This window comes from Luteimonas fraxinea (genome assembly GCF_021233355.1).
GTDB classification, from domain to species: Bacteria; Pseudomonadota; Gammaproteobacteria; order Xanthomonadales; family Xanthomonadaceae; genus Luteimonas; species Luteimonas fraxinea.
The window spans coordinates 2,821,534-2,844,979 of sequence record NZ_CP089507.1; the positions used below are offsets into that span (position 1 = coordinate 2,821,534).

Here is a 23,446-nt window from a genome sequence, read left to right on the forward strand (position 1 = left end):
CAGGCGGGCCTGCGATTGCCGCAGGTTGGCGGTGAACGCCGCGTCGCCTGCTCAGGCCAGCGTGTGCACCGCGTCGGCCAGACGCCGCACGTCGTCGCTGGTGTGGCTGACGTAGAGCATCGGCAGACGCACCTCGTCGCGTACGCGCTGCAGCCATGGAATCAGCTCTTCGCGCCGCGCTTCGTCGAGCGCCGACAGCGGCTCATCGAACAACAGCACCGCCGGCTGCGACAGCAGCGCACGACCGATCGCCACGCGTTGTGCTTCGCCGCCGGAGAGATTCGCCGGCTGGCGCTGCAGCAGCGCGCCGATACCGAGCAGTTCGACCACCTGATCGAGTTCGAAGGTGTCGGCGCCGGCGTGATGGCGGCCGTATCGCAGGTTGCGCAGCACATCGAGGTGCGGGAACAGGCGCGCGTCCTGGAAGACGTAGCCAACACGCCGGCGATGCGCGGGCACGTCGATGCGCGCGGTACTGTCGAACAGCACGCGGCCGTCGATCTCGATGCGGCCCGCACGCGGGCGCACGAGACCGGCGATCGCATTGAGCACGCTGGTCTTGCCGGCGCCCGACGGCCCGGTCAGCGCGAGCACGCGCTGCGTGGCGTCGATGCGGATGTGGCGCGCGAAACTGCCGCGGCGCAGGTCGATGTCGACGTGCAGCATCAGTCGTGCACCTCGCCGCGCTGGCGCCGTACCAGCCATTCGGAGGCGAGCAGCGCAGCCAGCGAGATCGCCACCGACACCGCGGCCAGACGCCAGATGCCGGCTTCGCCGTCGGGCACCTGCATCAGCCCGTAGATCGCCGACGACACCGTCTGCGTCTCGCCGGGGATGTTGGAGACGAAGGTGATCGTCGCGCCGAATTCGCCCAGCGCTTTCGCGAACGCGAGCACGGCGCCTGCGATCACGCCCGGCGACGCCAGCGGCAGGGTGATCGTGAAGAACACGCGCCAGGGACTCGCCCCCAGCGTGGCTGCGGCCTGTTCGAGGCGGCGGTCGACGTTCTCGATCGACAGCCGGATCGTGCGCACCAGCAGCGGGAATCCCATGATCGCGCTCGCCAGCGCGGCGCCGGTCCAGCGGAATGCGAACGTGATCCCGAGCGTCTCTTCGAGCCAGCGGCCGATCATGCCGTTGCCGCCCAGCAGCACCAGCAGCGCGTAGCCGACGACCACCGGCGGCAGCACCAGCGGCAGATGCACCAGCGCATCGAGCAGCGACTTGCCGAAGAAACGCCGGCGCGCCAGCAGCCATGCGATCGCGATGCCGAATGGCAGGCTGCACAACGCGGCAGCGGCCGCGACCTTCAGGCTGAGCCGGATCGCGACGAGTTCATCGGGCCCGAAGCCCAGCAGCGTGCCCGGGTCCGCCATCGATCAGCGGATCGAGAAGCCGTGTTCGCGGAAGATCGCCGACGCGGCCTCGCCGTCGAGCCAGCGCACGAAGGCATCGGCCTGGCGGTTGCGGCTGGCAGCGATGCGTGCGACCGGGTAGACGATCGCCGGATGGCTGTCGGCCGGGAACGTCGCCAGCACCTTGACCCGCGGTTCGGCCTGGGCATCGCTGCCGTAGACCACGCCCAGCGGCGCCTCGCCGCGCGCGACGAGCGTGAGCGCCGAGCGCACGCTGTCGGACTCGGCCACGCGCAGCTGCAGGGCAGACCACTGGCCCAGCGATTCGAACGCCGCCTTGGCGTACTTGCCGGCCGGCACGCTCGCGGTCAGCGCCAGCGACAGACGACCGCGTGCGCCGAGCAGCGGCAGCAGGTCGGTGCCGCGCGCGAGCGTCAGCGGCTGCGCGGCGCTGTCGGCCGGCGCGACCAGCACCAGAGTGTTGCCGAGCAGCACGCGGCGCGAGGCGGTATCGATAAGGTTGCGCTCTTGCAGCCAGTCCATCCATTCCAGATCGGCGGACACGAACACGTCGGCCGGCGCGCGCTGTTCGATCTGCCGCGCGAGCGCGGAGCTGGCGGCGTATGAGACGCGTACCGGCTGGCCGGTGTCCTGCTGATAGCGCGCGGCCGCGGCGTCCATCGATTCCTTGAGGCTGGCGGCGGCGAAGACCGTGATCGGCGCGCGTTCCTGGGCGAACGCCGGCAGGACGGCGAGCGCAGTGAAGACGGTGAGCAGCAGGGCGGCGGACGTGCGCAGCCAGCGGGGGGAGCGAAGCATGTGCATGGCGATTCCAGTAGGAGGGCGACGGGATCAGGGCGCGGCGATGACGGTGATGCGTTCGACCTGACGCACGCCGCGCGCCGGACGCGTGTCGTCGGGGACCAGCAGGCGCAACGGACCGCTGTCGGCGTCGAGCGGGGCGCCGTCGCAGCGATCGACCAGATAGACGCCGCGGTTGCCGAGCGTCGCGTCGAGCTCGCCGAGCGAGAACACCGCGCGGTAGCCGTCACGCGCGCGGACCAGCACGTAGCGATCGAGATGCGCGCCGCGCAACGGTGCGTCCGGCATCGCGCCGCTGGATTGCAGCAGGGCTGCCAGCGACACGCCTTCGCAGCGCAGCGTGTGGCCGTAGGCGCTGGCCTCGACCGTGTGGCGGGTCAGCGTGGCGCGTGCGGCGGCGTCCAGCGGCACCACGACCGGCGACGGATCGGCCGGCGTCGCGGCGCGCTGGTGCGCGGCATGGTCATGTGTCTCGGGCGCTTGCGCGTGGACCGCGGTGGCCCACAGGAGCAGCGCGGACAGATGCAGACCACGGACCATGGCGGCTTCCCTCGTTATGAACGCACGAGCATAACGGCCGGCCGCACCGGCGACAACGCGCCTCAGACCGTGTCGATCGGAAGCTTCAGATACCGCACGCCGTTGGCATCGGCCTCGGGCAGGGCTCCAGCGCGGATGTTGGTCTGTACGGACGGCAGCAGCAGCGCCGGCATCGGCAGCGTTGCGTCGCGGGCCTCGCGCAGGGCGACGAAGGTGGCCGCGTCGATGTGGTGGCCGACGTGGATGTTCTCGCGCTTCTGCGCGCCGATCGTGGTCTCGCAGGCCACCGCGCGGCCGCCGGGGCCATAGTCGTGGCAGACGAATACGCGGGTGGCGTCGGGCAGTTCGAACATGCGCTGGATCGAGCGGTACAGCGTGGCCGCATCGCCGCCAGGGAAATCGCAGCGGGCGGTGCCGCCGTCAGGCATGAACAGCGAGTCGCCCGTGAACAGCGCATCGCCGATCAGGTAGGCATTGCTGTCGCTGGTATGGCCGGGCACCGGAATCGTGCGGCCTTCGAGCGCGCCGATCGCGAACGTGGCATCGGCTGCGAACAGCCGGTCGAACTGCGAGCCGTCGACCGGAAAATGCTCACCCAGATTGAAGATCGGCCGGAAGGTCTTCTGCACCGTGCGGATGCCGTCGCCGATCGCCAGGCGCGCGTCGGGCAGTTGCTGGCGCAGCCAGTCGCCGGCCGACAGGTGATCGGCGTGGGCGTGTGTCTCGAGGATCCACTGCACGTCGAGGCCGTGCGCCTGCACGTGTTCGAGCAGCAGCATCGCCGAGGCCGATGACGTGCGCGCCGAGGCCATGTCGAAGTCCAGCACCGGATCGACGATCGCCGCCGCGTTCGATGACGGGTCGCGCACGATGTAGCTCCACGTGCCGCTGCCAGCGTGGTGGAACGGGGTGACCTGCGGTGGCGGCATCGCGATCCTCCTGGGAGCGTGGGCGGCGCACGCCGTCCGGACGGCGTGTACTCCGCGACCGATGCTAGTCCACGCGGCCCGCGCGGACGTTGCGATTGCGTAATGTCAGCGTTGCGCGGGCGGCGCGAGCGCGGTGTTCAGCAGTGCACCGAGACGGGCGCCCGCATCGCGCAGTTCCTGTTCGGCCTGCGGCAGGTGCGCGGTCACGTAGGCCTCGTTGACGCGTGCGCGGCGCGGATAGACACCCGGCGCCAACGCGATGCGGCAGGCCGCTTCGGCCCAGTCGGCGGCCGGCGGTGGCAGGCGCACTGGACCGCTGGGATTGGCCGATGGCGCACGCGCGCCGATCCGCGCCAGCCAGGCATCGCCGGACAGGTTCTGGCTGTTGAGCATCCCGCTGTCCCAGAACGCGTGCAGGTTGGTGCCGCGGCCGCGGAAATTGATCTGTTGGTCGTTGCCGCCGCGGTCGTGGCCGTAGCCGGCATGCATCGGTTGGTGCGCATCGCCGGTGAAATGCACGACGAACTTCAGCGCCTGCGCCCGCTCGGCGCGCGGACGGGTGCGGTCGGCGAGGATCGCGGTCTGCGTCTTGATTGCTTCGACCACACAATTGCCGTCCGGACAGTCGCGTCGCGCCTCGTATCGGCAGTTCGACTCGCCGATGTTGACGTAGTGCCAGGGCGCCGAGCGCTTGCCCAGATCCGGGTCGTGCTCACGCAGATCGTCGGCCCAGCTGGCGATGCCGGGCAGGGTGGGATCGGGCTCGCCGGCCAGCAGCCGGGACACCTCGGCGCGCGCGGCCGGCGTCAGATCGCGCTCGGCGATCTGCGCCACCAGACGGTGACCAAGCTTGCCCCAGGCGAGGGCGGATGAAGGGAGGGCGAAGGCGGCCAGCAGGCCACCGCATAGAAGAATTCGAAGCAGCATGGGCGAAGTTTAACCGGCCGGAATACCTACCATGCACATAGGAGAAGCCCGATGGCGTTGGGAAGGTGAGCATCAGTCGTCATCAGCGCTCTTGATGTCTCCTTACGAGCCCCATCCGCCTAGCACGGCTTCGACCAAATGAGGGAAAATGCCGGATCGCTTAAGACAGAGCCATCATGTCCGTCATGGGCCCAGCCAAGCGCAAGCAGATCAGGAATCAGCGCGAAGCAATCCGATCGCTCAACATCGCCAGCGCTGTGGATAAGGATATTTTTCATGCAGCAGTGCGCGACGGAATTGCAGCCGCCAATCGCGGTGAATTCGCGAGTCGCGACGAGATCAAAGCGATGTTTGCCAAGTGGGGCGTAGACGGCGTGGCCTGAGCGCCTTGAACCTGTGCCGCGAAGTCAACCTTCGTCTGGGGCGCGAAAATTTGAATCAACGAGATTTTCGTTGAGCGCGTAAGCGGAGGTTGAACCAAGCCTACGCGCCGTGCGGCTCGAATCGGATCTCCCAATCGATTCCGGCTGGCAGCAGCACTCGCACTTGTTCGCCCTGTTGCACTGCCTCCCTCCGCGAGCGCGTGAGCAGCACATATGGCGCCCAACTGGCCTTCGAAGGCCTCGTGATGACGGCCGGGCGCTTCCACCTCAAAGCGCCCAGCGCCGAGCTCGCTTACCTTGATGTTGATCATGACCTTCTCCCTTTAGGCACTGAGGAGATGCTTGTGTCTCTCACAAGACTGCGTCTGTAAGAAATCGCCGCAGCTGGGTGTCGCCGCTTCTTGCTCAATGCCAAGAGGTCGATGATCGCCGTCTGTTGGACGGTAGGCAGCAAGGTCAAGCTCGCAAAGCTTTGATCGCAATGATCAGGCTATCCGCACAACTACCGAAAGGGCAGCCCCGCTGTTCTAACGTTTTGCATTCGCCCGCCCTTTGAAGCTAGAGATCAACTCAGCGAGGTCGTCATCCTCAGCGTAGAAGTAGGCAGTAGGAAGTTTGAGCACTTCCGCAATTCGCTGCAGAGTCTGAAGATCGGGCTGATGAACGCCGGTCTCGTAGCGATTGACTCTAGTACTGGCGACAAACTCGTCTAGACCTGCCTGGATACCCAATGCGCGTTGAGAGATGCCCTGCGCATCTCTTGCCTCTCTCAGCCTTCGGCTATAGACGGGCAGTGGCCCCCGATCAGCCATGCTCGCGTACGTTCGGTGCTTCCATGCAATGAAGCTTCCGGGTACGCACGCCTGGGCGATACTACGTTTAACGTAGTAGAACGCCGGCGTTGCGCTCCACTCGACTCTCGTTAGCTTTTACGCTTCGGCTCGGCCGTTTTCGTTTTCGTTTTCGTTTTCGTTTTCGTCTTCGTCTTCGTCGCCGTCTTTGCCTTTGCCTTTGCCTTTGCCTTTGGTTTTGCCTTTGCCTTTGCCTTCGCCTTCGCCTTTGGCTTTGCTTTTGCCTTGACCGCTTTGACCCGCCGCTGCCCCGGCTTGTCCCGACGTCCGAAGCTCGATATGAGTTGCGCGAGCTCATCGCTCTCGGCATAGAAATAAGCCAATGGCAGGTCCAAGGCTTCGGCGAAGAGCTGCTGCATCTGCAGCTTGGGCTGATGCTTCCCGGTTTCGTAGCGGCTGATTCGCGGGCTTACGGCTGATGCATCCAAGCCAACTGCCAAACCCAGATCGGTCTGCGAAATACCCCTGTTTTCACGTGCTTCACGCAGTCGGCGCCCATAGATGGCGCCAGGCGATTTCTTTGCCATGTGTCCATTTCCGTTTCAGACACAACAAAGACTCTGCCGAGCGGCTTGACATCGATACTACGTAATACGTAGTGTCTCCATTGCTACGTTTAACGTAGTAACGGAGGGTTTGCTTTGCGCACCGCCGAGGCAGCAGCACGCCGCTGCGCTTGTAGATGAATTACGCAGAGCAATACGAACTTGGGCCGGCAGCGAACGAAGGAGAGATATCTATGGAATGCACAGGAAGTGGAAGGCACATGCCAATGATCGAGCGAATCTCAAAAGGATCGTTTGTTCTTGCGCTATTGATGACGAGCGCCGCGATAGCGCAAGACTCGCGGGAAGCAGTAGAAGCGAGTGAAGCTCGAGAAGACGCTACGAGGCCGTCAGCCGGACCTGTGCCGCCAATGGCGAGAGTTCAGGGATCTGATGCGACGGAACTCGACGCAGTAACGGTCACCGGCACCCGCATCCGTGGCGGCAACACGCCTTCGCCGGTAATCACCCTCGGCAGCGAGCGCATCCGCGAAGAGGGCTTCTCGGATCTCGGCGAAGTGATCCGCAGCGTGCCGCAGAACTTCAGCGGCGGGCAGAACCCCGGCGTGCTCAGCGGCAACATTTCAGGTGCTGGCAATGCCAACCAGAACATGACGGGTGGATCGGGCCTCAACCTCCGCGGTCTGGGCGCTGACGCCACACTGACGTTGCTCAACGGCCGGCGCATGGCCTACGGCGGTTTTACGCAGTCGGTGGACATCAGCGCGATTCCGGTCGAGGCGGTGGAGCGCATCGAGATCGTCGCTGACGGGGCATCGGCCATCTATGGCTCTGATGCGGTCGGCGGCGTGGGCAATGTAGTGCTCAAGCGCGACTACGATGGCGTGGGCATTGGTGCGCGCTTGGGCGCGGCCACGCAGGGCGGGTTGTCCACGCGCGAGTACACGGTTACGACAGGCGCTACGTGGTCGGGTGGCGGGATGATCGCCACGTACAAGGATGCATCCGTCGATCCGATCTACAGCGATAGGCGTGGCTACACCGAGCAATTGGTGGACCCCTCGACGCTGTATCCCGGCAGCGATCTGCGCAGTGGCCTGTTGAGCGCCCACCAGTCGCTGGGCGACGCAGTAGAACTGCGGGTGGATGCACTGCGCACCGAGCGCGATCAACTGCACCACTACAACTGGGCCGGGCGGCACAGCGTGGTCACGCCGCACACGATGACGACGCTGGTGGCCCCGAGCGCCGAGGTGTGGTTGCCCAATGACTGGAGTCTGTCGGTCAGCGGCGCATTTGGCCGAGGCACTCACGATCAGGTGCGCCGCGAGACGATCACCACCACCGGCGTCACCAGCATTTCTGACGTGTGCTACTGCAACGAAAGCCGCAGTCATGAGATTGGCGCCGAGGGCCCGCTCTTCGCGCTACCGGCGGGGGACGCGCGTGTGGCAACTGGCCTGGGCCAGCGCCGAAACACGTTTCGAAGTACCAATCACGTCACGGGCATTAACACTGTTGACGGTAGCGAGAGCGCGCGATTCGCTTATGCCGAGATCGATGTGCCGCTGGTCGCGCCGGCGCAGGGAAGGGCGGGGATTGAGCGCCTGTCGGTGACCGCGGCCGCGCGCGCCGAGGACTACAGCAGCTTTGGACAGGTCACCACGCCGAAGCTCGGCCTGATCTATGGCCCCAGTCCCGACATGACGTTGAAGGCGTCATGGGGCAGATCGTTCAAGGCGCCCACGCTGTTCGAGCGGTATGCATCCGCCGACGCCTGGCTGTACCACCCCAGCAGCTTTGGGGGTACGGGTTATGCAGCCGATGCTGCCGTGCTGGCAGTGACCGGCGGCAACCGCGATCTCGACCCCGAGCGCGCGACCACCCGGTCTGTGTCCCTGGCTTGGCATCCCAGCGCGTTGCCGGGGCTGGAAGCAGAACTGACATGGTTCCAGGTGGCCTACACCAGCCGGGTCATCCAGCCTATCGCAAACCCCACCCAAGCGCTGAGCAGCGCGCTGTATGCACCCTTCGTGGATTTGTCGCCACCACTGACGGCACAACAGGCGTTGCTAGACCGGGCCGATACGTTTCGCAGCGCGACTGGTATGCCTTATGACCCAGACAAGATCGCAGCCCTCGTGTATCTGCAATACGTCAATGTGGCGCGCCAGGACATCCGGGGTGTCGATGTGTCCGGAACCTATCGCACCGATCTGGCGCTGGGCTCGCTAACGCTTCGGGGCTCGGCAAGCTGGCTGGATAGCAGCCAGCAGACGATCCCCGGGCAGGCGGCGTATGACTTGTCGGGCACGTTGTTCAGTCCGGCCAAGCTCAACGCGCGGCTAGGTGGCGTGTGGAAGCGGGGAGGCTTCTCGGGGTCCACATTCTTCAACCACAGCAGCGGCGTGACGAACCGGTTGGATGCGGTGAAGTCCGCGTCCTTCACCACGATGGATCTATCGCTTCGCTACGCGACCGACCGGCAAGGCGGCGTGCTCGCCGGCTCGGAGGTCGCGCTTGCAGTAGACAACGTGTTGAACCGCGATCCGCCCCAGTACCAGGTGACGGCGCCGCTCTACGTGGCCCCCTACGACTCGTCGAACTACTCGCCGATCGGTCGTTTTGTCTCCCTGTCTGTCGCCAAGCACTGGTGACGTGCGCCGGCAATGCTGGTGACGAGGTCGAGGAAATTCCAATGACGAATGATCGAACACGCGGCCTCACGGCTGGCGTTCTGATGTGCGTGCTCGCCGCCCCGTCGGTTGCCAGCGCGGTTGCTCCGCGGCAACTGTTGGAGATCGTGGACATCGCGAATCCCGTGATGTCGCCGGACGGCAGCCGCGTGGCGTTTCGCACGGAGCAGGCCTCGATCGAGCGCAACACTTACGACACGATTTGGTACGTGCAGGGGCGGGAGGACCTCGCGCCGCGCCGCGTTGCCGAAGGCGGCGTGCCGCTACGGGATTCGGCTGGCGTGGCGTTGCCCGCCAGTGCCGTGTGGTCGCCCGACGGTCGTTGGTTGTATTACCGCGCGTTGATCGATGCGCGCATCGGAATCTGGCGTGCGGCCGGAGACGGCACCGGCGCTGCGCCGGTGACAGACGAAGCGGGGGAAGTGCAAGAGGTCCGGCTCGGCGACGATGGGCGACACCTGCACTACAGCGTGGGCGCTGCGCGCGAGGCTGTCGCGATGGCGGAAACGGGCGAATACTACCGAGGCATTCGTATCGAGCCGGACGTGCCGATCGGTCAGAGCTTGTTCCGTTCGGGCAATGTCGAAGGGCGTATGGCGACGCAGCGGTTCGCGGAGATCTGGTTCAGCCGCCGGAACCTGATGTCGGATACGCCGGTTCGTTGGTATGCAATCGACCTGGCGACCGGTCTGTCCGCGCCGCTCCACGATGCGCGCCGCGCAGATGGGCAAACCACGCCATCGGTGCCGGACGGCGTTGAGGGCGAGTTGTGGAAGTCGATCGCGCAGCCGGACGGGGAGGGCGTCGCGCTGCTCACCCGCACTGGTGAGACGGACGGCCAACAGCAGAGACCAAGCATCGTGCTGTCGGCAACGGCTGATGCGCGTAGGGGACAGCTTGCCAAGTGCCTAGCCGAGGCATGCACCGGACGCTCGATCACTGACGTCCAGTGGCGCCCGCTACTTCGCGAAGTGCTGTTCACGTCTCGCGATCCTTCCGAAGGCTGGGCGCAGTCGGTCCATCGCTGGCACATCGAGACGGGAGATGTGCTTCCGGTGGTGCAGTCGCAAGGCTTGGTAAACGGTGGCGGCCGCGACCCAGCTACAGGCTGTGCAGTCTCGTCCAATGCCATGGCATGCGTCACGGCAGATCCGATGCAGCCGCCAAGACTGGAGTGGATCGAGATCGACACCGGTGACAGCCGTGTGTTGTTCGACCCCAACCGAGGGCTGGCCCAGGACATGTCGCGTCTGCCTGCAGTGCAAAGACTGCACTGGACCGATGAGAAGGGCCGCGGATTTTCAGGCCTGCTGTATCCGGCGCGACACGAGGATGACGTGGCGCCGCCGTTGTTCGTGACCTACTACAACTGTCCAGGCTTCGTGCGGGGTGGCGTGGGGGACGAGTGGCCCCTCGCCTCACTGGCAGGCGCCGGGATTTCGGCGCTCTGCATCAATCGCCTGCCCAACTACACAATGGACGCGGTCGAGCGTCACGGCGAGGGGCTGGAGGCCGTGCGCAGCGTCATCGAGCTTCTGGCGGGCCAGGGCGCGATCGACCCGACACGCGTGGGCATGGGCGGGCTGAGCCTGGGCGGTGCGATTACGCTGTGGACCGTCGCCGAATCAGACTTGATCGCGGCTGCGTCGATCGCCAATCCCGTCGTCTCGCCGCTGTACTACCTGATCGGCAGCATGAAGGGCGACATGTTCTTCGATGGCCTGCGCGACATGTGGGGACTGGAATCCCCGGAACAGACGCCCGAGCGCTGGCAGGCCATCTCACCGGCTTTCAAGCTCGACAGGATGAAGGCGCCAATCCTGTTCCAGCACTCCGAGCAGGAATACATGTACGCGCTGGATTACGTGATTCCATTGCTAAGACGGAGTCAGGCAGATCTCTACGTGTTCCCCAATGAGCCCCACCAGAAATTCCAGCCACGTCACAAGCTCACCGCCTATGAGCGGAATCTGGACTGGTTTCGGTTCTGGCTACAGGGCTTTGAGCATGCCGATCCAGCAAGGCAAGGCGAGTACGACCGCTGGCGACGGATGCGCGAGGCGTCGGCGGCATGGCCGCGATAGACCGCACGCGCCTCAAGTCTGATGACGTACCCAGTTCTCGATGGCGCACAGGTCGAAGATGCGCATGAAACCATCGTCCAGATCGTCGTGTCGGCGATCGAAGAAGCGCTGCAGGGCGGTGGCATCCAGCAGACCATGGCCCTCCAGCGATCCCTGCAGGAGGTAGTCCCGCAGGAGCGGCTTATTCCGCCGATAGACGGCGCCCGAGTAGTTCATGAAAGTGCCCTTGCTCCGGCGATGCAGGATCTTCGCGGGCAAATCATCCGCAAACGCAGACCGGGCAACGGAGCGGTTGTAACCGCCCTCGATCCACATCCAGCTCGGCACCTTGAGGCAGGCCTCTACCACGGGCTGGGACAGCAAGGGCATACGCAGGTGAGATGTCGTCGCGCGAGCAACGCCATCCCGGAAGATCTGCGCGCCCGCGAGATCGAAGATGCGCTCCCGGTCGCCAGGCAGCGAGTCGGGAGGCGAGGCGAACCATGGGTGGAGACTGATCGCGCTGCGGTGGGCGGTGTCACGGACGAATGACAAGTCAGGAACACGGGGTGGCTTCGGAGGGGAGAGCAGCTTCTTTATGGTTAGCCGGCACGCTTTCCAGAAAGTGCATTGATGCAGCTCCGCCAGGTCGCGAGCTGCGCATGCGGCAGCCAGCAAGCCGCGCTCCCGGTACGCGTCGGCCGCAGGGGCAGCGGTTTTGATGTAACCAAACGCCGTGTCACCGCCACCGCCCGAAAAGAAGCTGCGTATGCCTTGCTCTTGCCCAATGGCTTCCTTCAACGTGTTCGCAGCGTTCTGAAGGAACCAGGTGCTGGGGGCGACGGCATTCGCCGGGGGCGGGAAGTCGAATGCGGCGTCTTCGACGCGCAACGTTCTGACATGAAGATATTGGCCGAGCACGCCGGACATCGCGGTCGCATAGTCGCGTTCGTCAGCACCAGGCACTGCCGTGACCAGATTGCAGCAAGTGACGCGGGCCGTTGAGTGGCGCAGGCAGGCCGCGACGATCGACGAATCCAGGCCGCCCGACAGCTCAAGCAAGACGTCGCCGTCGGCTGCAGCCCAAGACTCAACGGCGGCGGTGACGCTCGATCGAACAGCTGCGGCTGCTTCAGGCGCACTGCGATAACGCTGGTCACGGGTTGCGAACGTCCATGGGGTCCACAGTTCGTCCGTAGTCGCGGCGTCGCCGGAAATCCGCAGTCGATGGCCCGGAAGAAGCTCGCTCACGTCCAACAGACCTGTCGATCCGGTTTTAAGGTGCGGGTAGATCAGATTTTCCTTGATGAAGCTCCAGTCCACAGCGCGGCGAATCACGCCTGCGTCGACCATCGCCGATACGTCTGAAGTCACGCACCCAGAGGCGATGGAGTACACGCAGGCCACGCCGCCTGAGGGATCTCGTATCGTGTCGAACTGCGCCCAGTCGTCAGCGGGAAATTCAAGGACGATGTAGTCACCCCAACACTGTTCGATCAGGTAGCGGGTTAGTTTGATGTCCGCAGGGATTTCGGAGTGAGTCGAACCTGTCAGCGGTGTGCCGTCTGCGCGCCGAAAGGCATGACCGACCAGAAGTGCCCGCGCATGAAGTCGAGTGACAGGCGTGTCGGCCGAGACATATAGAGAAAAGCGTGCGTGCGTCAGCACATCAGTGAGTCCAGCGGCGCGAAGCGACTCGCCGATCTGGTTTTCGTTTGCAGTCAGAGAATCACCGAAAAGGGCAGCGAATCGGTACATCAGACGCTCCTGATCGCTGTGTGGCAGCGGACGTTTCCGACTGTATCGTTCAGGACGAGGTCGCGTGCCTGCACCCAGCAATGCGCAGAGAATGGATCCAGCGCGACGCCGAACACGAGCCGCGTCCGGAGACGTCGTCTCCGAAGAAAGCGGGTCAGTGCAATGGAGTCGACAAGGCAGCGCATCTTCACCGGAACGAATAAACGCGCGCGCCGAAAAGCGGCGGATGTAGTCAGAAGTTGCGCGGTGCTTTCCATCGAGCAGCGCGCAGGCGTGCCGGCGATCTCTTCGCTGCGAACGTAGTCGTCGAGAACGCTCTCGAGTGTGGTCATCCGAAGTCGAATCCGCGTGTGAATCACGAGCAAGAACACTTCAAGGAACTCCACGACGTGGGTGCGCGTGCCTATCTCGGCCATCTCCATCGCACTCTGGGAAGGTAGCGGTGCAAGGGGCCGCCTTTCGGTGGACGAGCCAAATTTCTCCGCGAGCACGCCCTTCTGGATCAACTGTCCAACGCAAGTCTCGTCGGGTGCGCCGCCCGAAAAATAAGCAAGAAGTGCTGTCTCCAGATCCTTCCCGAGTCGGAAATAGCGATCTCGGCTAATGTCCAGGAATACAAGTCGACTACCGACTTGGCAGTACGAAATCTGATGTGCGAGGACGTATCGAGTCACGCGCATGCCTCCCTTCAGCAGCAAAAGGGGCGCGCCGTTGTGGCGCGCCCCCTTACTTCCTAGTCCTCGGCGATTCCGGGCATGGTCGTGTTGCCCATGTCCTCGCCGAGAAGTGCGCCGCCCTTGGTGTCGACACTTGCGACACCAATCAGGATCTCGTCTTCGCTTGGCGCACCAGCGACACGAGTTGCTTCTTCTGTGGTCTTCATGATCGAGTCTCCGAGTTGCGGGAAGCAGAAGCTTTCTCTGCCTGTCCAGTCAGCTTTCGGAAATCCCGGGAATGAAGGGATCGCCGATGTCTTCGCCGACAAGAGCGCCACCCTTCGTCTCGACGCTCGCGACGCCGAGCTCGATCACCTCGTCCCGCACGTCGGCGGGGATGTTGTCGTTGGTCTTCATTGCCGTCTCCTACGGTTGTGTCATGGGAGGATTCCATGACGAAGCGAGCGTAGGCACCACGAAAAATAATTCTCAAATGACTATTGTTTGACTACGGAATAATTAAATCCGAAGTGTGATCGGATGCTCTGTGCTGCAGTTCTAGGTTGGACGGTGCTGCGCAGTCAGCTGACTGATCAAGTCAGTGCAGGTGCTCGCTCTGCTCGATGAGCAGCGCGACAATCTTCGGTACAAGCTGTTTGCGCCGATCGTGGTAAGCACTGATACCTGTCTTCAGTGCGGTAACGTCTCGGTCTCGCCAAGCTGTGTGCAAGTCGGCAAACTCGGCATGTACGTTGTCGATCAAACTTTCCTTAGCGCGACGCACAGGCGCGAGCTGATCATTGATGCGTCGTACCGCGTCGTGAAGCGACCGCTTGCCGGTTTCCTCGGCTATGGCATCGAACAGCTTCCATGTGGCCTTCGCTAGATCGCTGTCGTCTCCCAGTGTCAGCAGCTTCCGGTGACGGTGCGGAGTCTCGCTCCAGCCGATCTCACAGGCCACCAATAAGAGACGCTCCATCCACTCGTAGCGGTCACGCAACATTAGATCGCTAAGCAGCGGCACGAAGAGACCGCCGCGCGCGTGGTCCGAGATCATGCCTTCGCCGATAAGCCGATATAGCGCGAGGCGAACGGGCGTCTGGCTGGTCTTGAATTCCCGGGCCATTGCAGCCGGCTCGATTCGTTGGCCTGGCACGTACCGACCAGCCTGCAGAGCGCGACGGATGCGCTCATAAAGAAACGTGCTCTTGGTGTGGATCGCGTTCATCGCGGAACTCCGTGTCGGCGTAAAGCGTCGTCCTGTGACGAAATTACTACAGCTCTGCCTTGCGTGCGATTCCATGCGCGCTATCACGAAAGCCCCGCTAGAGGCGTCTCCAAGAACTTCCGCTTTCGGCCGATAGCGGAAATCGAAGCTGCGCGTCGACCAACAGCGGCCCATATTCATCGGAATGATGTCGCGTCGATGATGCGAAACAGGGTGAACGCCGCAACTATCCACATAGCGCTCCGCGCTTTCGGCAATGCGAGACATGCAAGGGAGAATGCGAGGAACTCGTCAACCACACTGGCAGACGCATCTCCGCCGCCGAGCAGCGACAAAGTGTCTGCGCAGATTGATAAAAATTGAACTTGCTCATGCCATTTGAAGGCAAAAAGCGTCCGGTGAGCTGAGACTTAAGGGGCGTGGTGGAATGGGGCGGCGCTTCTTCAGGAACCGCGTGCTTAGGCGCGCTCGAAGCCTCGATGCGCCTCAACCGCATGCTCCGCATGCTGGCCTAAGATGGCGAGTTGAGCGGTCTGAGCATCCCTAAAGATCGAAGAACTCTCGCTTTGAGGCGGGATAGGCGCTGTCAGGTCGACGTGCGCCACCTGCGCCGGGTGGTTGCCGCGGATCGTCACGCTGTCCCTCCCGATATCCACGCGGAGGGAGGCATGGTCCCCAATCCGAGCGATTTTTGCCGCAGCAGTGAACTGCGCGAGTCGGTCATCTGAGATTGCCGCGCCTTCGGGCATTCGCTCAGCAAGGGCGCGCCGGACGTTCTGAGCAAGCGGCCGCGAATTGATGTCAGTTGCAGCGACCGCCGTTTCCGCATCGCGCGTGACTGAGGGCGCCTCGGCGAGAGTGAATGGACTCTTCGCGATCGTGCGATAGGGGTCAGCGGGATGTCGCTCATCGCGACTGGCGATCCTCTCTTGCCGAAGCGCCCGCGTATCGTTGAGTTCGGCGATCAAGCGTTCGTCCCGGACCGTGGAGATACGAGGTGGCATGGGCACGGGGCTGCCTGCATGCTGCTGCACCTCTGCCCAGCTTTGATCGCGCTGGGAATAGATGTAGCTGTGGCTCACCGAGCCGATCATGTTGGGGTCGGTGTTCGGAAGCGCGGAATTCGCCGCCATGCGCGCTGCGGTCATGTCAGCGACATACTGGCCCGCGCGCGCAATGCTGCTGAGCGAAGAGAAGTCAGTGTGCGTCCTGACCTCGTCGAGGGTGGATACGCCGCGGTAGATGCCGAGCTTTTGGTTGTCGAGCATGCCCGACCAGATCTCCTCCATCGCGGCAGGGCCACCCTTGCGCTTGGCCATCTCCATAAGTTTGCGGGGCGTCCAAGCCTCTTTGGCGATTCCCGCGTTCTCGAATGACCGGTCGTGCACACGCGTCACGTCGACTGCAGAGAGATTGAGCGCGCGCACTGGCTCGTTCTTACGCCTAGCCTCCTGACGCTCGGCTAGATCCCGCCGCATCAGGTCGACGCCAAAATTCTCCCAGTCCCGTTCGGTCATGCTGGGGCGGCTCGCCCGCACCGCGGACTGCGCAAAGTAGTTGGCGACTTGTCCGGGCACGTTGTCGTTCCGAACAACGCCAAGCGCAAGGAGGCCATAGCCATCATTGCCTGACTTCTGCGCGAGGTAATTCCAGTAAAGTTCGCGATTGCCGTTCTCAGCATAAAAGCTGAGGATCTCCACGTCCTTGTTGTTCAAGCCACTCACGCTCTATCTCCCCGTGATCAGGAACCCGTGGGACGAAGGAGCGCTTCGATACGCTGCTCGATCCGGCTCCAGTCCAGCAGGAACGCGCGTGGGTAGCTCATCTCGACCACCATCCCAAGGGCCGGCAGCGCATAGAGATGGTCGCATGAGGCTCTGCGCTGCACGCCTGGATCATCCTTTACGAGCGAGCCTTCGATCTGTAGCCCGTCAGGAATCTCCCGGTTATCGCACTTGATAACGCTCAGCGTAGCGGCGTCAGTGCTGCGCCTGATATACCAGTCCTTCGCGATTTGCAACGCATTCTCACGGCTATGCGCCCGCACATTACCTGGATGCCGGCCGCGCAAGTAGCGCTGAACTGCGCCGATGTCTGCGTAGTAGGGAACAAGCCGGCCATGCGCGATGTCGCCTTGCAGTCGCATGTCGAGGCTTTCAAGCGGATTGGAACGCTGCGCGGGACTTCTCGGGTCGAGTGGAAGCAATGCGCGCTGCATCGCAACCGGCACTGTGATGCGCTCAGGATCCAGGTAGCGAGCGGTGATCAGAATTGCGCGCATCGATGCGTCGTCGTCTTCCGCGAAGTTGTAGCCTTGGGGTAAGGGCTCCAGGCAAGGCCACTGGAGGCTGAGACTGACAGTGCCGTCGCTTGGCACGGCGCTCGGCGCATTCTGGAAGTAAAAGAAGTTGCGATGCAGTGCGAAAGTGTTCGGGCCGAGCTTGAACGGAACAGGCTGCGTGCTGGCTTGACGCGCCTGGTGCTCGGGATCGATCGCAATGTTCTGATCGGCAATAAGCCGGTCGACGGCCCGCTCGACCGCAGCGTCTTGGCTGACGTGCGCCTGGGCTCTGGCAGGTGAAATCGAGATCGCCGGGCAGCGGTAGCGCAGCGGGACGTGCTGTTGATCAGGCTCAATTACGAGCGCCAGATCCTCCTTCAGTTCGCTAGGTTCCGCAGCACAGGCGCTGAGGAGCGCGCAGAAAAGCATGAGCGGAGCAGCACCGAACCAAGTGCGTGTCTGGCGGCTATGGGGCGTCAAGCGATGAGAAATCACGAGATTGATCGTGCGCGCAGTCAGACATCTTCTCAAAGGTGCATAGCCTGGGCTTGAGGCATTTCGCGTGCTCCGTCGATCTGTGCGCGTAGAGACTGCTCCTGCGCGCGCAGGGCGCTTTCATCAACAGAGGGCGGCGGCGTGCTGATATTGACGTCAACTCGCGGCCACCCGCTGGCGGTTGCAAAGGCCGCGCGCTCTCCCGCGATCTCAATCGATGCCAGAGAGCGGGCTCCGATGCCGCTGCGTTGGCACTCAGAAGTGAACTGCGCAAGTCGACGCTCGGACGTCCCCTCAGGAAGATTGTCTTTCAGCAGCGCATAGAGCGCATGCTGAGGATGACTACTAGCCGCGAACGGCGACGCAGACGTCTCCTTTGCCGAAGTCTCGCCCAGTGGGATGCCGAGTGGCCCAGGGGTTTGATCAGACGCGGGTTGATCGGTCGGTGGAGCCTTCGCTCGCGGCTCAGTAGAAGGCTCACGATGCGTCGTCTGATCGTCCCGTGCGCGCTGGATATCCTCCGCCGTTGTGGTGGCGGCGACGCGCACGACGCCCTCGTGCCTGACAAGGTGATCAATCGGCGAGTGAATCGAGTAGCGCCCATCGCTGTCGGGTTGAGGAGAGAGTGATGTGGTAGAGCGATCCAGGCCGTGCGCGGCGCGAGTTCGCGCCACCGCGATCAAAGTCGCATCCAAGCTCTCACGGCTCGGAGCAACCCCGTAATCGGCGTAAGTTGACGTCAGGTTGGATCGATCCTGCGCCTCGGGAGATGGTGCGGCTCGAACGGAGACGTGGCGCATCGCTTCTGCATGCTGCGCCAGCGCGGGCATGAGCGCTTCACGCGTGAGTTCGAGCTCACTCGCCAGGTTGCCTGACGCGACTGCGTCTTCGTGCCGCCAAGTGGCATCTGGACCGCGAATGTAAGCGCGGCCGTTGGACGCCGTCAGGGTATCGGCACCTGATAGCGCTTTCACCACTTGGGTAGGCATCGGCCCATGACGATCCCAGCCTTCCGAGCGATACACAGCCTCGTAGCGTGCGGCAGTTGCCGAGGGGCTATTCGCAATGTTCGACGCGATGGTCCGTGTTGACTCAGCGTCGAGCGCTTCCGCGCGCGCGGGCGAGGCGATCTCTCGCCCGAATACCGGTATGTCCGGCGCCTCTACGCGGCTCACAATGTCTCGATACCATCCATCCCCCCGCGTATCCCGCTGCCAGTCGGCGCGCTGCAAGCTGGCACGATCTTCGGCACCCGCCGCAAGTTTGAACGGGTTGGCAGGCGAGGGCTGATCGCGCGAGGTTAGATCAACCGCAGCGTTTGTGGCCCGATAGTTCAGTTCACTTGTCTTCTCAGGTAGCGCAGAAAAGCTGCGGCGCTGCGGCTGGGTTGCGGCGTCCTGCGTTAGATCAGCGAGTTCCTGTCGCTCCCATTGCTTGCCAGCGAGGCGCCACTGCACGCCGTCTTTGTCGATCTGACTGTAGATCTTCTTGGCGTCCTCCCGGTCGGCGATCCGCTCACCCGCGACCGAGCCGATCACGCCACCTACGACGCCGCCGATGACGGCTGTCTGCGGCGTTCTGCCAAAAGTTGCCAGACCAAGTTCGGCGCCGGCCGCAGCGCCGGCCCAGCCCCCGATGTTCCGTCCTGCAAAGTGATTGAGCTCAGATTGAGCCGCAAGCACACTGCCTTGATCACGAAGTGCGTCAGAACGGGCACTACTGGTCAGAGCATCATGAGCGGTTAGGAACAATCCGGCCGCGCCGACGGTCTTCGCAAGCCCACTTCCCCCGTTGGTTAGCGCACCGCTCTCTACTGGCGCAGTGATTGAAGCGCCTATGCTTCTGCCAGCGCTCAATCCTTCGTGTAATGAGAGATCGTTTCCAAGACTTGAAACCCGCACAGCCTCGCTAAAAAGGTTGCGGTTGGGCACCAGGTACTGGGTTGCTCCGCCAGTTCGAGCGACAGCCCCTCCTAGTTCAGACGTGGGAGCAACCGTGCTCATGAACACTTCGGTCGGCGCCTTAGGCACAATTCTGTAGAGGTCGTAGACAGGCGCTTCGCTTGCGATTGGAAGACCGAAGCGCTCGTTGATGCTGCCGCCTGACGCGACCTCACGGAGGAAATCGGATTCTTTCCCGAAAAAAGGAGTATAGGGCGTCGGTTGCGTGCCACTTGGCACCGCCTTGACTAAGGGTTCGCTGATGGACACCAAGCGCGGCAGCTCTTGCCCCGACATGGTTTGAAGAACTGCGCGCTCTCGGATGACCTGAGCGGACGCGGTGGGATCAGCCTCTATCAGTCGCTGCTGATAGAGCAGACCTTCATCAGTGCGCAGGAACTCCTTTGCGGCCTGTTCGCTGACGCCATGCGTTTTAAACGAGCGACCAAGTGCGATGGCGTCCGCATGCTGAGATCTGATCTCCTCGCTCAGAAGGCGGTGATCGCTCATCGCCTTACCTGCGCACGCAATTGCTCAAGCTTTTCTAGATCACGGCGGTCTTCGTCCGAGAGACCACCCTTGAGCTCGATGGAGAAGGCGACATATGCTTCATCAACGCTCGGGTCGGTGAGTTCGGTAAAGACCCCCTCGGCGAACGCGCGTTCACAAGGCACCCCGTCCAGTGGCTTTGAAATCTGACGGGCCTTTGCGGCGAGGATCAGATCGCCAAGCTCCATCAGTAGGGCCCGCGCTGCTGGATCATCCTTGTGATGATGCAGCACCCGCTCCAAGTGTTCTGCCGTTGTCCCGAGCTTGATTCGATCAATGGTCTTCGTCATAGAATTCCTTCTCTGTTAGAACTTCGATTGCGCAATCAATTCGCCTGCAATCGCTTGAAAAGATACTGCTGACCGGTCTTGTCGAGCCTCAGCCAGCGTGGTCAGGCCGCACGGCACTACAAGCCGAGTGCGTTCAACGTTGTCGAATCCTGCGACACGCTTACCTTGATGCCCGCGGCACTCGTGGCTCTTGACTCCAAGTTGAGCGGCCTGACCTCAACCGCGGGCATTAGGCGCTTCGTAAAATAGCTGTCCTTGTAATAGCGGATCTTCTTGCAAAGCACGGGGTGCGCGAGCCCCTCGTAGATTACGATCTCCTTCTCAGGCCCCATCGCTTTGAGCTCTTGGGGGAGCATCAGCGCGCGCTTCTCCAAGACCTCGTTATCCGACACGGAGCGCCCCTGACCATGTGAGCGCGTGCGCGCCCGGCGGCGCACCGTCGTGTAGCCCAGCATCTCGGAATAGTCGTTCGCATCCTGCTGCTCACGCGGGGCATAGATGATCTGCAGCGCATGATTCGTGATGATCGTGCGCGAGAGTTCTTTGCCATACACCGCGTCGAGCTGCGCCATCGACTGGATGATTGGTAGGAGCCTGAGGTTGTAGCCGGCCATGTAGGCAACGGCCTTGGAGATGATGTCGACCCTACCGATCGACGTGAACTCATCCATCAGCAGCAAGCACTGGTGCTTCAACGATTTGTCGTTTTGCGGCAGCGTCTTGGTGTTGACATTGATGAGCTGGCTGAAAAAGAGGTTCACGATCAGGCGGCTCTCGGCCAGCTTATTGGGCTGGATCCCAACGTAGATCGTCATGCGCTTCCGGCGCACGTCGTCAAGCCGGAAGTCGTCGCCGCTCGTTGCGGCATCCAGGACGGGATTAAGGAACGCGTTGAGGGGCTCTCTGAACGTGCCGATGATCGAGGCGAAGGTGACGTCTGCCTGGGACAGGAGACCAGCGAAGGCCGTCCTTGTCTGCCCACTCAGGAAATGGGCCTCCGCGAGTTTTTGGATGTAGGGCCTCAGCTCGGTGCCGTCGCCAGACGCGAGGCGCAAAACCTCGCCAAGCGTTGGCGTGGGAGCGACCGGTATCGCTTCTGCTTGTTCAAACAGGTAGAGCGTGAAGCCGAGGAAGGTATTTCGGGCTTGGCTTGTCCAGAACTTGTCCTTGTCGTCGCCGTCCGGATAGAGCATCGCGGCGATCGCCTGGAGATCGGACACGCGGAACGATGGATCGCTCGACACATAGGTCAGCGGGTTCCACCGGTGCGAGCGACGATCCTCCGCAAACGGGTTGAACAGGTAGATCTCGTGGCCAATCGAGCGGCGCCAACCCGAGGTCAAGTCGAAGTTCTCTTGCTTGATATCGAGCACGACCGCGGATTCGCGGTAGTCAAGGAGATTTGGGATCACAACCCCGACGCCCTTGCCTGAGCGGGTAGGCGCGGCGAGTATCACGAACTGCTGACCCGAGAGGCGCAGCAGCTTGCCGTTCTGCTGGCCGACGACGATGCCGTCATCCTTCTGCTTCAAAAATCCCTTGTTGGCGAGATCGAGCATGCCGGCAAAGCGCGCACGGCCATGGATATTCCGATCGCTTCGAAGCTTGTAGAGCATGACGAGGAGCGATGCCCACACCAACAGCATCAGACCACCACCAATGCCGCCGGCGGTCCATATGCGCCAGGCGTAGGGCTGCACCTGCGGATGATCGATGTTCTTGAAGTATTGGTAGTAGGTGCCAAACCCGAGTTGCCCCGTGTCGAGTCCGAGGAATATCAGGGTCAGGTAGCCAGAGAGGTAGACAGCAGCGACGCCGAAAAGAACGGTGAGGACAAGCGCCGCGATCAATCGAAAGTTGTTCAAAGCGATTCCTTTGACTCAGAACTGGCAATAGGTTTGAAGCACCTGAGCGAACGGCGACATCAGGGCGGGCGGTCAGGGCACCGGTGCGCCTTCGGCTGCGCTGGTGTCGACAAGAATGTAGTCGTCGTTTTTCGTCCATCGCGCCTGACCGTCCGAGAGCTTGACGCAAGGCTGGCCATCGCAGGACGTAATCGAAACGCTTCGCAGCGCCTCTAGAATCTCGGCATCAACACTTGCGCTCGCGGCGCGCGCGAGATTGTTCGACGCTATATAACCGGTCACCCCGATTAACAGCGCCGAAGCGAGCAAAAGCGCGCCCAGCGCTTTCCATCCGAGCTTGCGCATGTGCGCGCCAGCTACGGCCTGATCTCGCGCAAGCTGCTCTGTAATGCGAGTCAGGCGGTCGCCCGCCTGTGCGATAGCTTCAACCGCAGCAGGGATTTCCTGCGAGAGCACCTCACGCACCGCGCTCTTTGCGTTATGAGTGATTTCGGCCTTCCCGGCAAGGACCTCCTTCCTGACTTCCGCCGCAGTGCCGCGCAAATCTGCAGCGGCAGACGCCTGACTTGCCGCTGCTTTCTCGCACTGGTGCACGAGCTGCCCTGATAAAAGCGCAGCGTTGGCGATGAAATCCTCCATGCTCGATCGATCCACATCTCACCTGTCTGGTAGATGCCCCCCTGGGCTTGCTCGCATGGTGCCAGAGACTTCACAGTCTTCGTCAATGACGGGTTACATGAAGACGACCGTCACGCGTTTCTGACGATGATCCGCGCGGCAAACGAGTTTCGGCGAGGCGTGCAGCATGACCCGCGCAAGCCGTAGATCGCGGTGTGACTTCCGTCACAAGTTCAAGCGAGCGATGTATTGGATTGTCTTGAGTTTGAAACACGAGCGGGCGTCGTAAGCGCGGTTTAAATGAACAATGCGTGCATTGCATAGGACTGCTTGACGCTCTGTTGCAAGTTCAAATATGTTCAGCGAAAGATCAGGTTGGCGAAGCGCGCTCGGGCGTGGTCGTCATGGGGCAGGAAGGGTCAAAAAAGGGAGTTTCAGAACAGGGGGCGATTCGTAGGCAATGCCTGCGCGCTGTATCGACAAGAAAGAAAAGCTGTTTGGTGCGGGGCGTCGATGCTGCGTGTCTGAATCGTTAGAATTTTTTTGAATGCAGCGACGTAGGTCTGCGCAGCACCCACACGGGCTGGCGCGGCCAAGCCGTGGCTGATTCTTGCCGATGGTGATTGCGTGACTCGTAACCTGCCGTTTCGAAAGGCCTCAGGCCTTCTGTGCGTGGCCGCTGCTCTCTCCTTGA

22 protein-coding genes and 1 pseudogene are annotated in these 23,446 nt (G+C 62.6%); 3 read left to right on the forward strand and 20 right to left on the reverse strand.

The window, feature by feature from the left end; genetic code table 11:
• Positions 1–51: 51 nt before the first annotated feature.
• The 6 genes from LU699_RS12645 to LU699_RS12670 form a co-directional block, all read right to left on the reverse strand.
• Complete coding sequence (locus tag LU699_RS12645) at positions 52–666, reverse strand: molybdenum ABC transporter ATP-binding protein (RefSeq protein WP_232137321.1); 615 nt, start codon at positions 664–666, stop codon at positions 52–54.
• Positions 666–1,376, reverse strand: coding sequence for a molybdate ABC transporter permease subunit (modB, locus tag LU699_RS12650; RefSeq protein ID WP_425491069.1), 711 nt, complete (start codon positions 1,374–1,376; stop codon positions 666–668). Before modB ends, LU699_RS12645 begins: the two co-directional genes overlap by 1 nt.
• Before the next feature lie 3 nt (positions 1,377–1,379).
• A complete protein-coding gene (gene modA / locus LU699_RS12655) occupies positions 1,380–2,174 on the reverse strand; it encodes a molybdate ABC transporter substrate-binding protein (protein WP_232137320.1) in 795 nt (264 codons plus the stop codon).
• A gap of 33 nt (positions 2,175–2,207) precedes the next feature.
• Complete coding sequence (locus tag LU699_RS12660; RefSeq protein ID WP_232137319.1) at positions 2,208–2,717, reverse strand: molybdopterin-binding protein; 510 nt, start codon at positions 2,715–2,717, stop codon at positions 2,208–2,210.
• Between the two features lie 62 nt (positions 2,718–2,779).
• Positions 2,780–3,646: an MBL fold metallo-hydrolase gene (locus tag LU699_RS12665; protein WP_232137318.1), complete on the reverse strand. Its 867-nt coding sequence runs from the start codon at positions 3,644–3,646 to the stop codon at positions 2,780–2,782.
• 105 nt (positions 3,647–3,751) lie between these two features.
• Positions 3,752–4,573: a S1/P1 nuclease gene (locus LU699_RS12670; RefSeq protein ID WP_232137317.1), complete on the reverse strand. Its 822-nt coding sequence runs from the start codon at positions 4,571–4,573 to the stop codon at positions 3,752–3,754.
• Positions 4,574–4,749: 176 nt separating this feature from the next.
• On the opposite strand from LU699_RS12670, the gene LU699_RS12675 reads away from it, so the two are divergent.
• Positions 4,750–4,956, forward strand: a complete 207-nt coding sequence (locus LU699_RS12675; protein ID WP_232137316.1) for a hypothetical protein — start codon at positions 4,750–4,752, stop codon at positions 4,954–4,956.
• 527 nt (positions 4,957–5,483) lie between these two features.
• On the opposite strand, the gene LU699_RS12680 is transcribed toward LU699_RS12675, so the two are convergent.
• Positions 5,484–5,768, reverse strand: a complete 285-nt coding sequence (locus tag LU699_RS12680; RefSeq protein WP_232137314.1) for a helix-turn-helix domain-containing protein — start codon at positions 5,766–5,768, stop codon at positions 5,484–5,486.
• 110 nt (positions 5,769–5,878) lie between these two features.
• Positions 5,879–6,334, reverse strand: a complete 456-nt coding sequence (locus tag LU699_RS12685; RefSeq protein WP_232580191.1) for a helix-turn-helix domain-containing protein — start codon at positions 6,332–6,334, stop codon at positions 5,879–5,881.
• 389 nt (positions 6,335–6,723) lie between these two features.
• Here LU699_RS12685 and LU699_RS12690 point away from each other — a divergent pair, with 389 nt between their 5' ends.
• On the forward strand, positions 6,724–8,970 hold the full coding sequence (locus LU699_RS12690) for a TonB-dependent receptor plug domain-containing protein (RefSeq protein WP_232137310.1): 2,247 nt from the start codon (positions 6,724–6,726) through the stop codon (positions 8,968–8,970).
• A gap of 41 nt (positions 8,971–9,011) precedes the next feature.
• Positions 9,012–11,093: an Atxe2 family lasso peptide isopeptidase gene (locus LU699_RS12695; RefSeq protein WP_232137308.1), complete on the forward strand. Its 2,082-nt coding sequence runs from the start codon at positions 9,012–9,014 to the stop codon at positions 11,091–11,093.
• 12 nt (positions 11,094–11,105) lie between these two features.
• On the opposite strand, the gene LU699_RS12700 is transcribed toward LU699_RS12695, so the two are convergent.
• From LU699_RS12700 to LU699_RS12750, 12 genes and pseudogenes are all read right to left on the reverse strand, one after another.
• Positions 11,106–12,830 (reverse strand): asparagine synthase-related protein, encoded by a 1,725-nt coding sequence (locus LU699_RS12700; RefSeq protein ID WP_269781272.1) that lies wholly within the window; start codon positions 12,828–12,830, stop codon positions 11,106–11,108.
• Entirely contained in the window at positions 12,830–13,504 is a 675-nt protein-coding gene (locus LU699_RS12705; RefSeq protein WP_232137306.1) for a lasso peptide biosynthesis B2 protein, read from the reverse strand. Before LU699_RS12705 ends, LU699_RS12700 begins: the two co-directional genes overlap by 1 nt.
• Before the next feature lie 59 nt (positions 13,505–13,563).
• Positions 13,564–13,713, reverse strand: coding sequence for a hypothetical protein (locus LU699_RS12710; RefSeq protein ID WP_232137305.1), 150 nt, complete (start codon positions 13,711–13,713; stop codon positions 13,564–13,566).
• A gap of 49 nt (positions 13,714–13,762) precedes the next feature.
• Positions 13,763–13,903, reverse strand: a complete 141-nt coding sequence (locus LU699_RS12715; RefSeq protein WP_232137304.1) for a benenodin family lasso peptide — start codon at positions 13,901–13,903, stop codon at positions 13,763–13,765.
• Between the two features lie 181 nt (positions 13,904–14,084).
• On the reverse strand, positions 14,085–14,714 hold the full coding sequence (locus LU699_RS12720) for a GntR family transcriptional regulator (RefSeq protein ID WP_232137303.1): 630 nt from the start codon (positions 14,712–14,714) through the stop codon (positions 14,085–14,087).
• Between the two features lie 176 nt (positions 14,715–14,890).
• Positions 14,891–15,064: a phosphatidylglycerophosphatase A gene (locus LU699_RS18440; RefSeq protein WP_425491075.1), complete on the reverse strand. Its 174-nt coding sequence runs from the start codon at positions 15,062–15,064 to the stop codon at positions 14,891–14,893.
• A gap of 108 nt (positions 15,065–15,172) precedes the next feature.
• Positions 15,173–16,438 carry a hypothetical protein gene (locus LU699_RS12725; RefSeq protein WP_232580192.1) on the reverse strand — a complete coding sequence of 422 codons (1,266 nt, stop codon included), beginning with the start codon at positions 16,436–16,438 and terminating at the stop codon, positions 15,173–15,175.
• A gap of 17 nt (positions 16,439–16,455) precedes the next feature.
• A complete protein-coding gene (locus LU699_RS12730) occupies positions 16,456–17,424 on the reverse strand; it encodes a hypothetical protein (protein WP_232137301.1) in 969 nt (322 codons plus the stop codon).
• A 98-nt stretch (positions 17,425–17,522) separates the two neighbouring features.
• Entirely contained in the window at positions 17,523–19,940 is a 2,418-nt protein-coding gene (locus LU699_RS12735; RefSeq protein WP_232580193.1) for a hypothetical protein, read from the reverse strand.
• A complete protein-coding gene (locus LU699_RS12740) occupies positions 19,937–20,269 on the reverse strand; it encodes a hypothetical protein (protein ID WP_232137298.1) in 333 nt (110 codons plus the stop codon). Before LU699_RS12740 ends, LU699_RS12735 begins: the two co-directional genes overlap by 4 nt.
• Positions 20,270–20,460: 191 nt before the next feature.
• Positions 20,461–22,134: pseudogene (locus tag LU699_RS12745) on the reverse strand (type IV secretory system conjugative DNA transfer family protein); the annotation flags it as partial.
• Positions 22,135–22,206: 72 nt separating this feature from the next.
• On the reverse strand, positions 22,207–22,773 hold the full coding sequence (locus tag LU699_RS12750) for a hypothetical protein (RefSeq protein ID WP_232137296.1): 567 nt from the start codon (positions 22,771–22,773) through the stop codon (positions 22,207–22,209).
• Positions 22,774–23,446: the final 673 nt, after the last annotated feature.

What these genes read in the sequence shown, in the direction of transcription:
- LU699_RS12645 (WP_232137321.1), bottom strand. Translation starts at nt 666, where the DNA reads ATGCTGCACGTCGACATCGACCTGCGCCGCGGCAGTTTCGCGCGCCAC.
- modB (WP_425491069.1), bottom strand. Translation starts at nt 1,376, where the DNA reads ATGGCGGACCCGGGCACGCTGCTGGGCTTCGGGCCCGATGAACTCGTC.
- modA (WP_232137320.1), bottom strand. Translation starts at nt 2,174, where the DNA reads ATGCTTCGCTCCCCCCGCTGGCTGCGCACGTCCGCCGCCCTGCTGCTC.
- LU699_RS12660 (WP_232137319.1), bottom strand. Translation starts at nt 2,717, where the DNA reads ATGGTCCGTGGTCTGCATCTGTCCGCGCTGCTCCTGTGGGCCACCGCG.
- LU699_RS12665 (WP_232137318.1), bottom strand. Translation starts at nt 3,646, where the DNA reads ATGCCGCCACCGCAGGTCACCCCGTTCCACCACGCTGGCAGCGGCACG.
- LU699_RS12670 (WP_232137317.1), bottom strand. Translation starts at nt 4,573, where the DNA reads ATGCTGCTTCGAATTCTTCTATGCGGTGGCCTGCTGGCCGCCTTCGCC.
- LU699_RS12675 (WP_232137316.1), top strand. Translation starts at nt 4,750, where the DNA reads ATGTCCGTCATGGGCCCAGCCAAGCGCAAGCAGATCAGGAATCAGCGC.
- LU699_RS12680 (WP_232137314.1), bottom strand. Translation starts at nt 5,768, where the DNA reads ATGGCTGATCGGGGGCCACTGCCCGTCTATAGCCGAAGGCTGAGAGAG.
- LU699_RS12685 (WP_232580191.1), bottom strand. Translation starts at nt 6,334, where the DNA reads ATGGCAAAGAAATCGCCTGGCGCCATCTATGGGCGCCGACTGCGTGAA.
- LU699_RS12690 (WP_232137310.1), top strand. Translation starts at nt 6,724, where the DNA reads ATGGCGAGAGTTCAGGGATCTGATGCGACGGAACTCGACGCAGTAACG.
- LU699_RS12695 (WP_232137308.1), top strand. Translation starts at nt 9,012, where the DNA reads ATGACGAATGATCGAACACGCGGCCTCACGGCTGGCGTTCTGATGTGC.
- LU699_RS12700 (WP_269781272.1), bottom strand. Translation starts at nt 12,830, where the DNA reads ATGTACCGATTCGCTGCCCTTTTCGGTGATTCTCTGACTGCAAACGAA.
- LU699_RS12710 (WP_232137305.1), bottom strand. Translation starts at nt 13,713, where the DNA reads ATGAAGACCACAGAAGAAGCAACTCGTGTCGCTGGTGCGCCAAGCGAA.
- LU699_RS12715 (WP_232137304.1), bottom strand. Translation starts at nt 13,903, where the DNA reads ATGAAGACCAACGACAACATCCCCGCCGACGTGCGGGACGAGGTGATC.
- LU699_RS12720 (WP_232137303.1), bottom strand. Translation starts at nt 14,714, where the DNA reads ATGAACGCGATCCACACCAAGAGCACGTTTCTTTATGAGCGCATCCGT.
- LU699_RS12730 (WP_232137301.1), bottom strand. Translation starts at nt 17,424, where the DNA reads ATGCTTTTCTGCGCGCTCCTCAGCGCCTGTGCTGCGGAACCTAGCGAA.
- LU699_RS12735 (WP_232580193.1), bottom strand. Translation starts at nt 19,940, where the DNA reads ATGAGCGATCACCGCCTTCTGAGCGAGGAGATCAGATCTCAGCATGCG.
- LU699_RS12740 (WP_232137298.1), bottom strand. Translation starts at nt 20,269, where the DNA reads ATGACGAAGACCATTGATCGAATCAAGCTCGGGACAACGGCAGAACAC.
- LU699_RS12750 (WP_232137296.1), bottom strand. Translation starts at nt 22,773, where the DNA reads ATGGAGGATTTCATCGCCAACGCTGCGCTTTTATCAGGGCAGCTCGTG.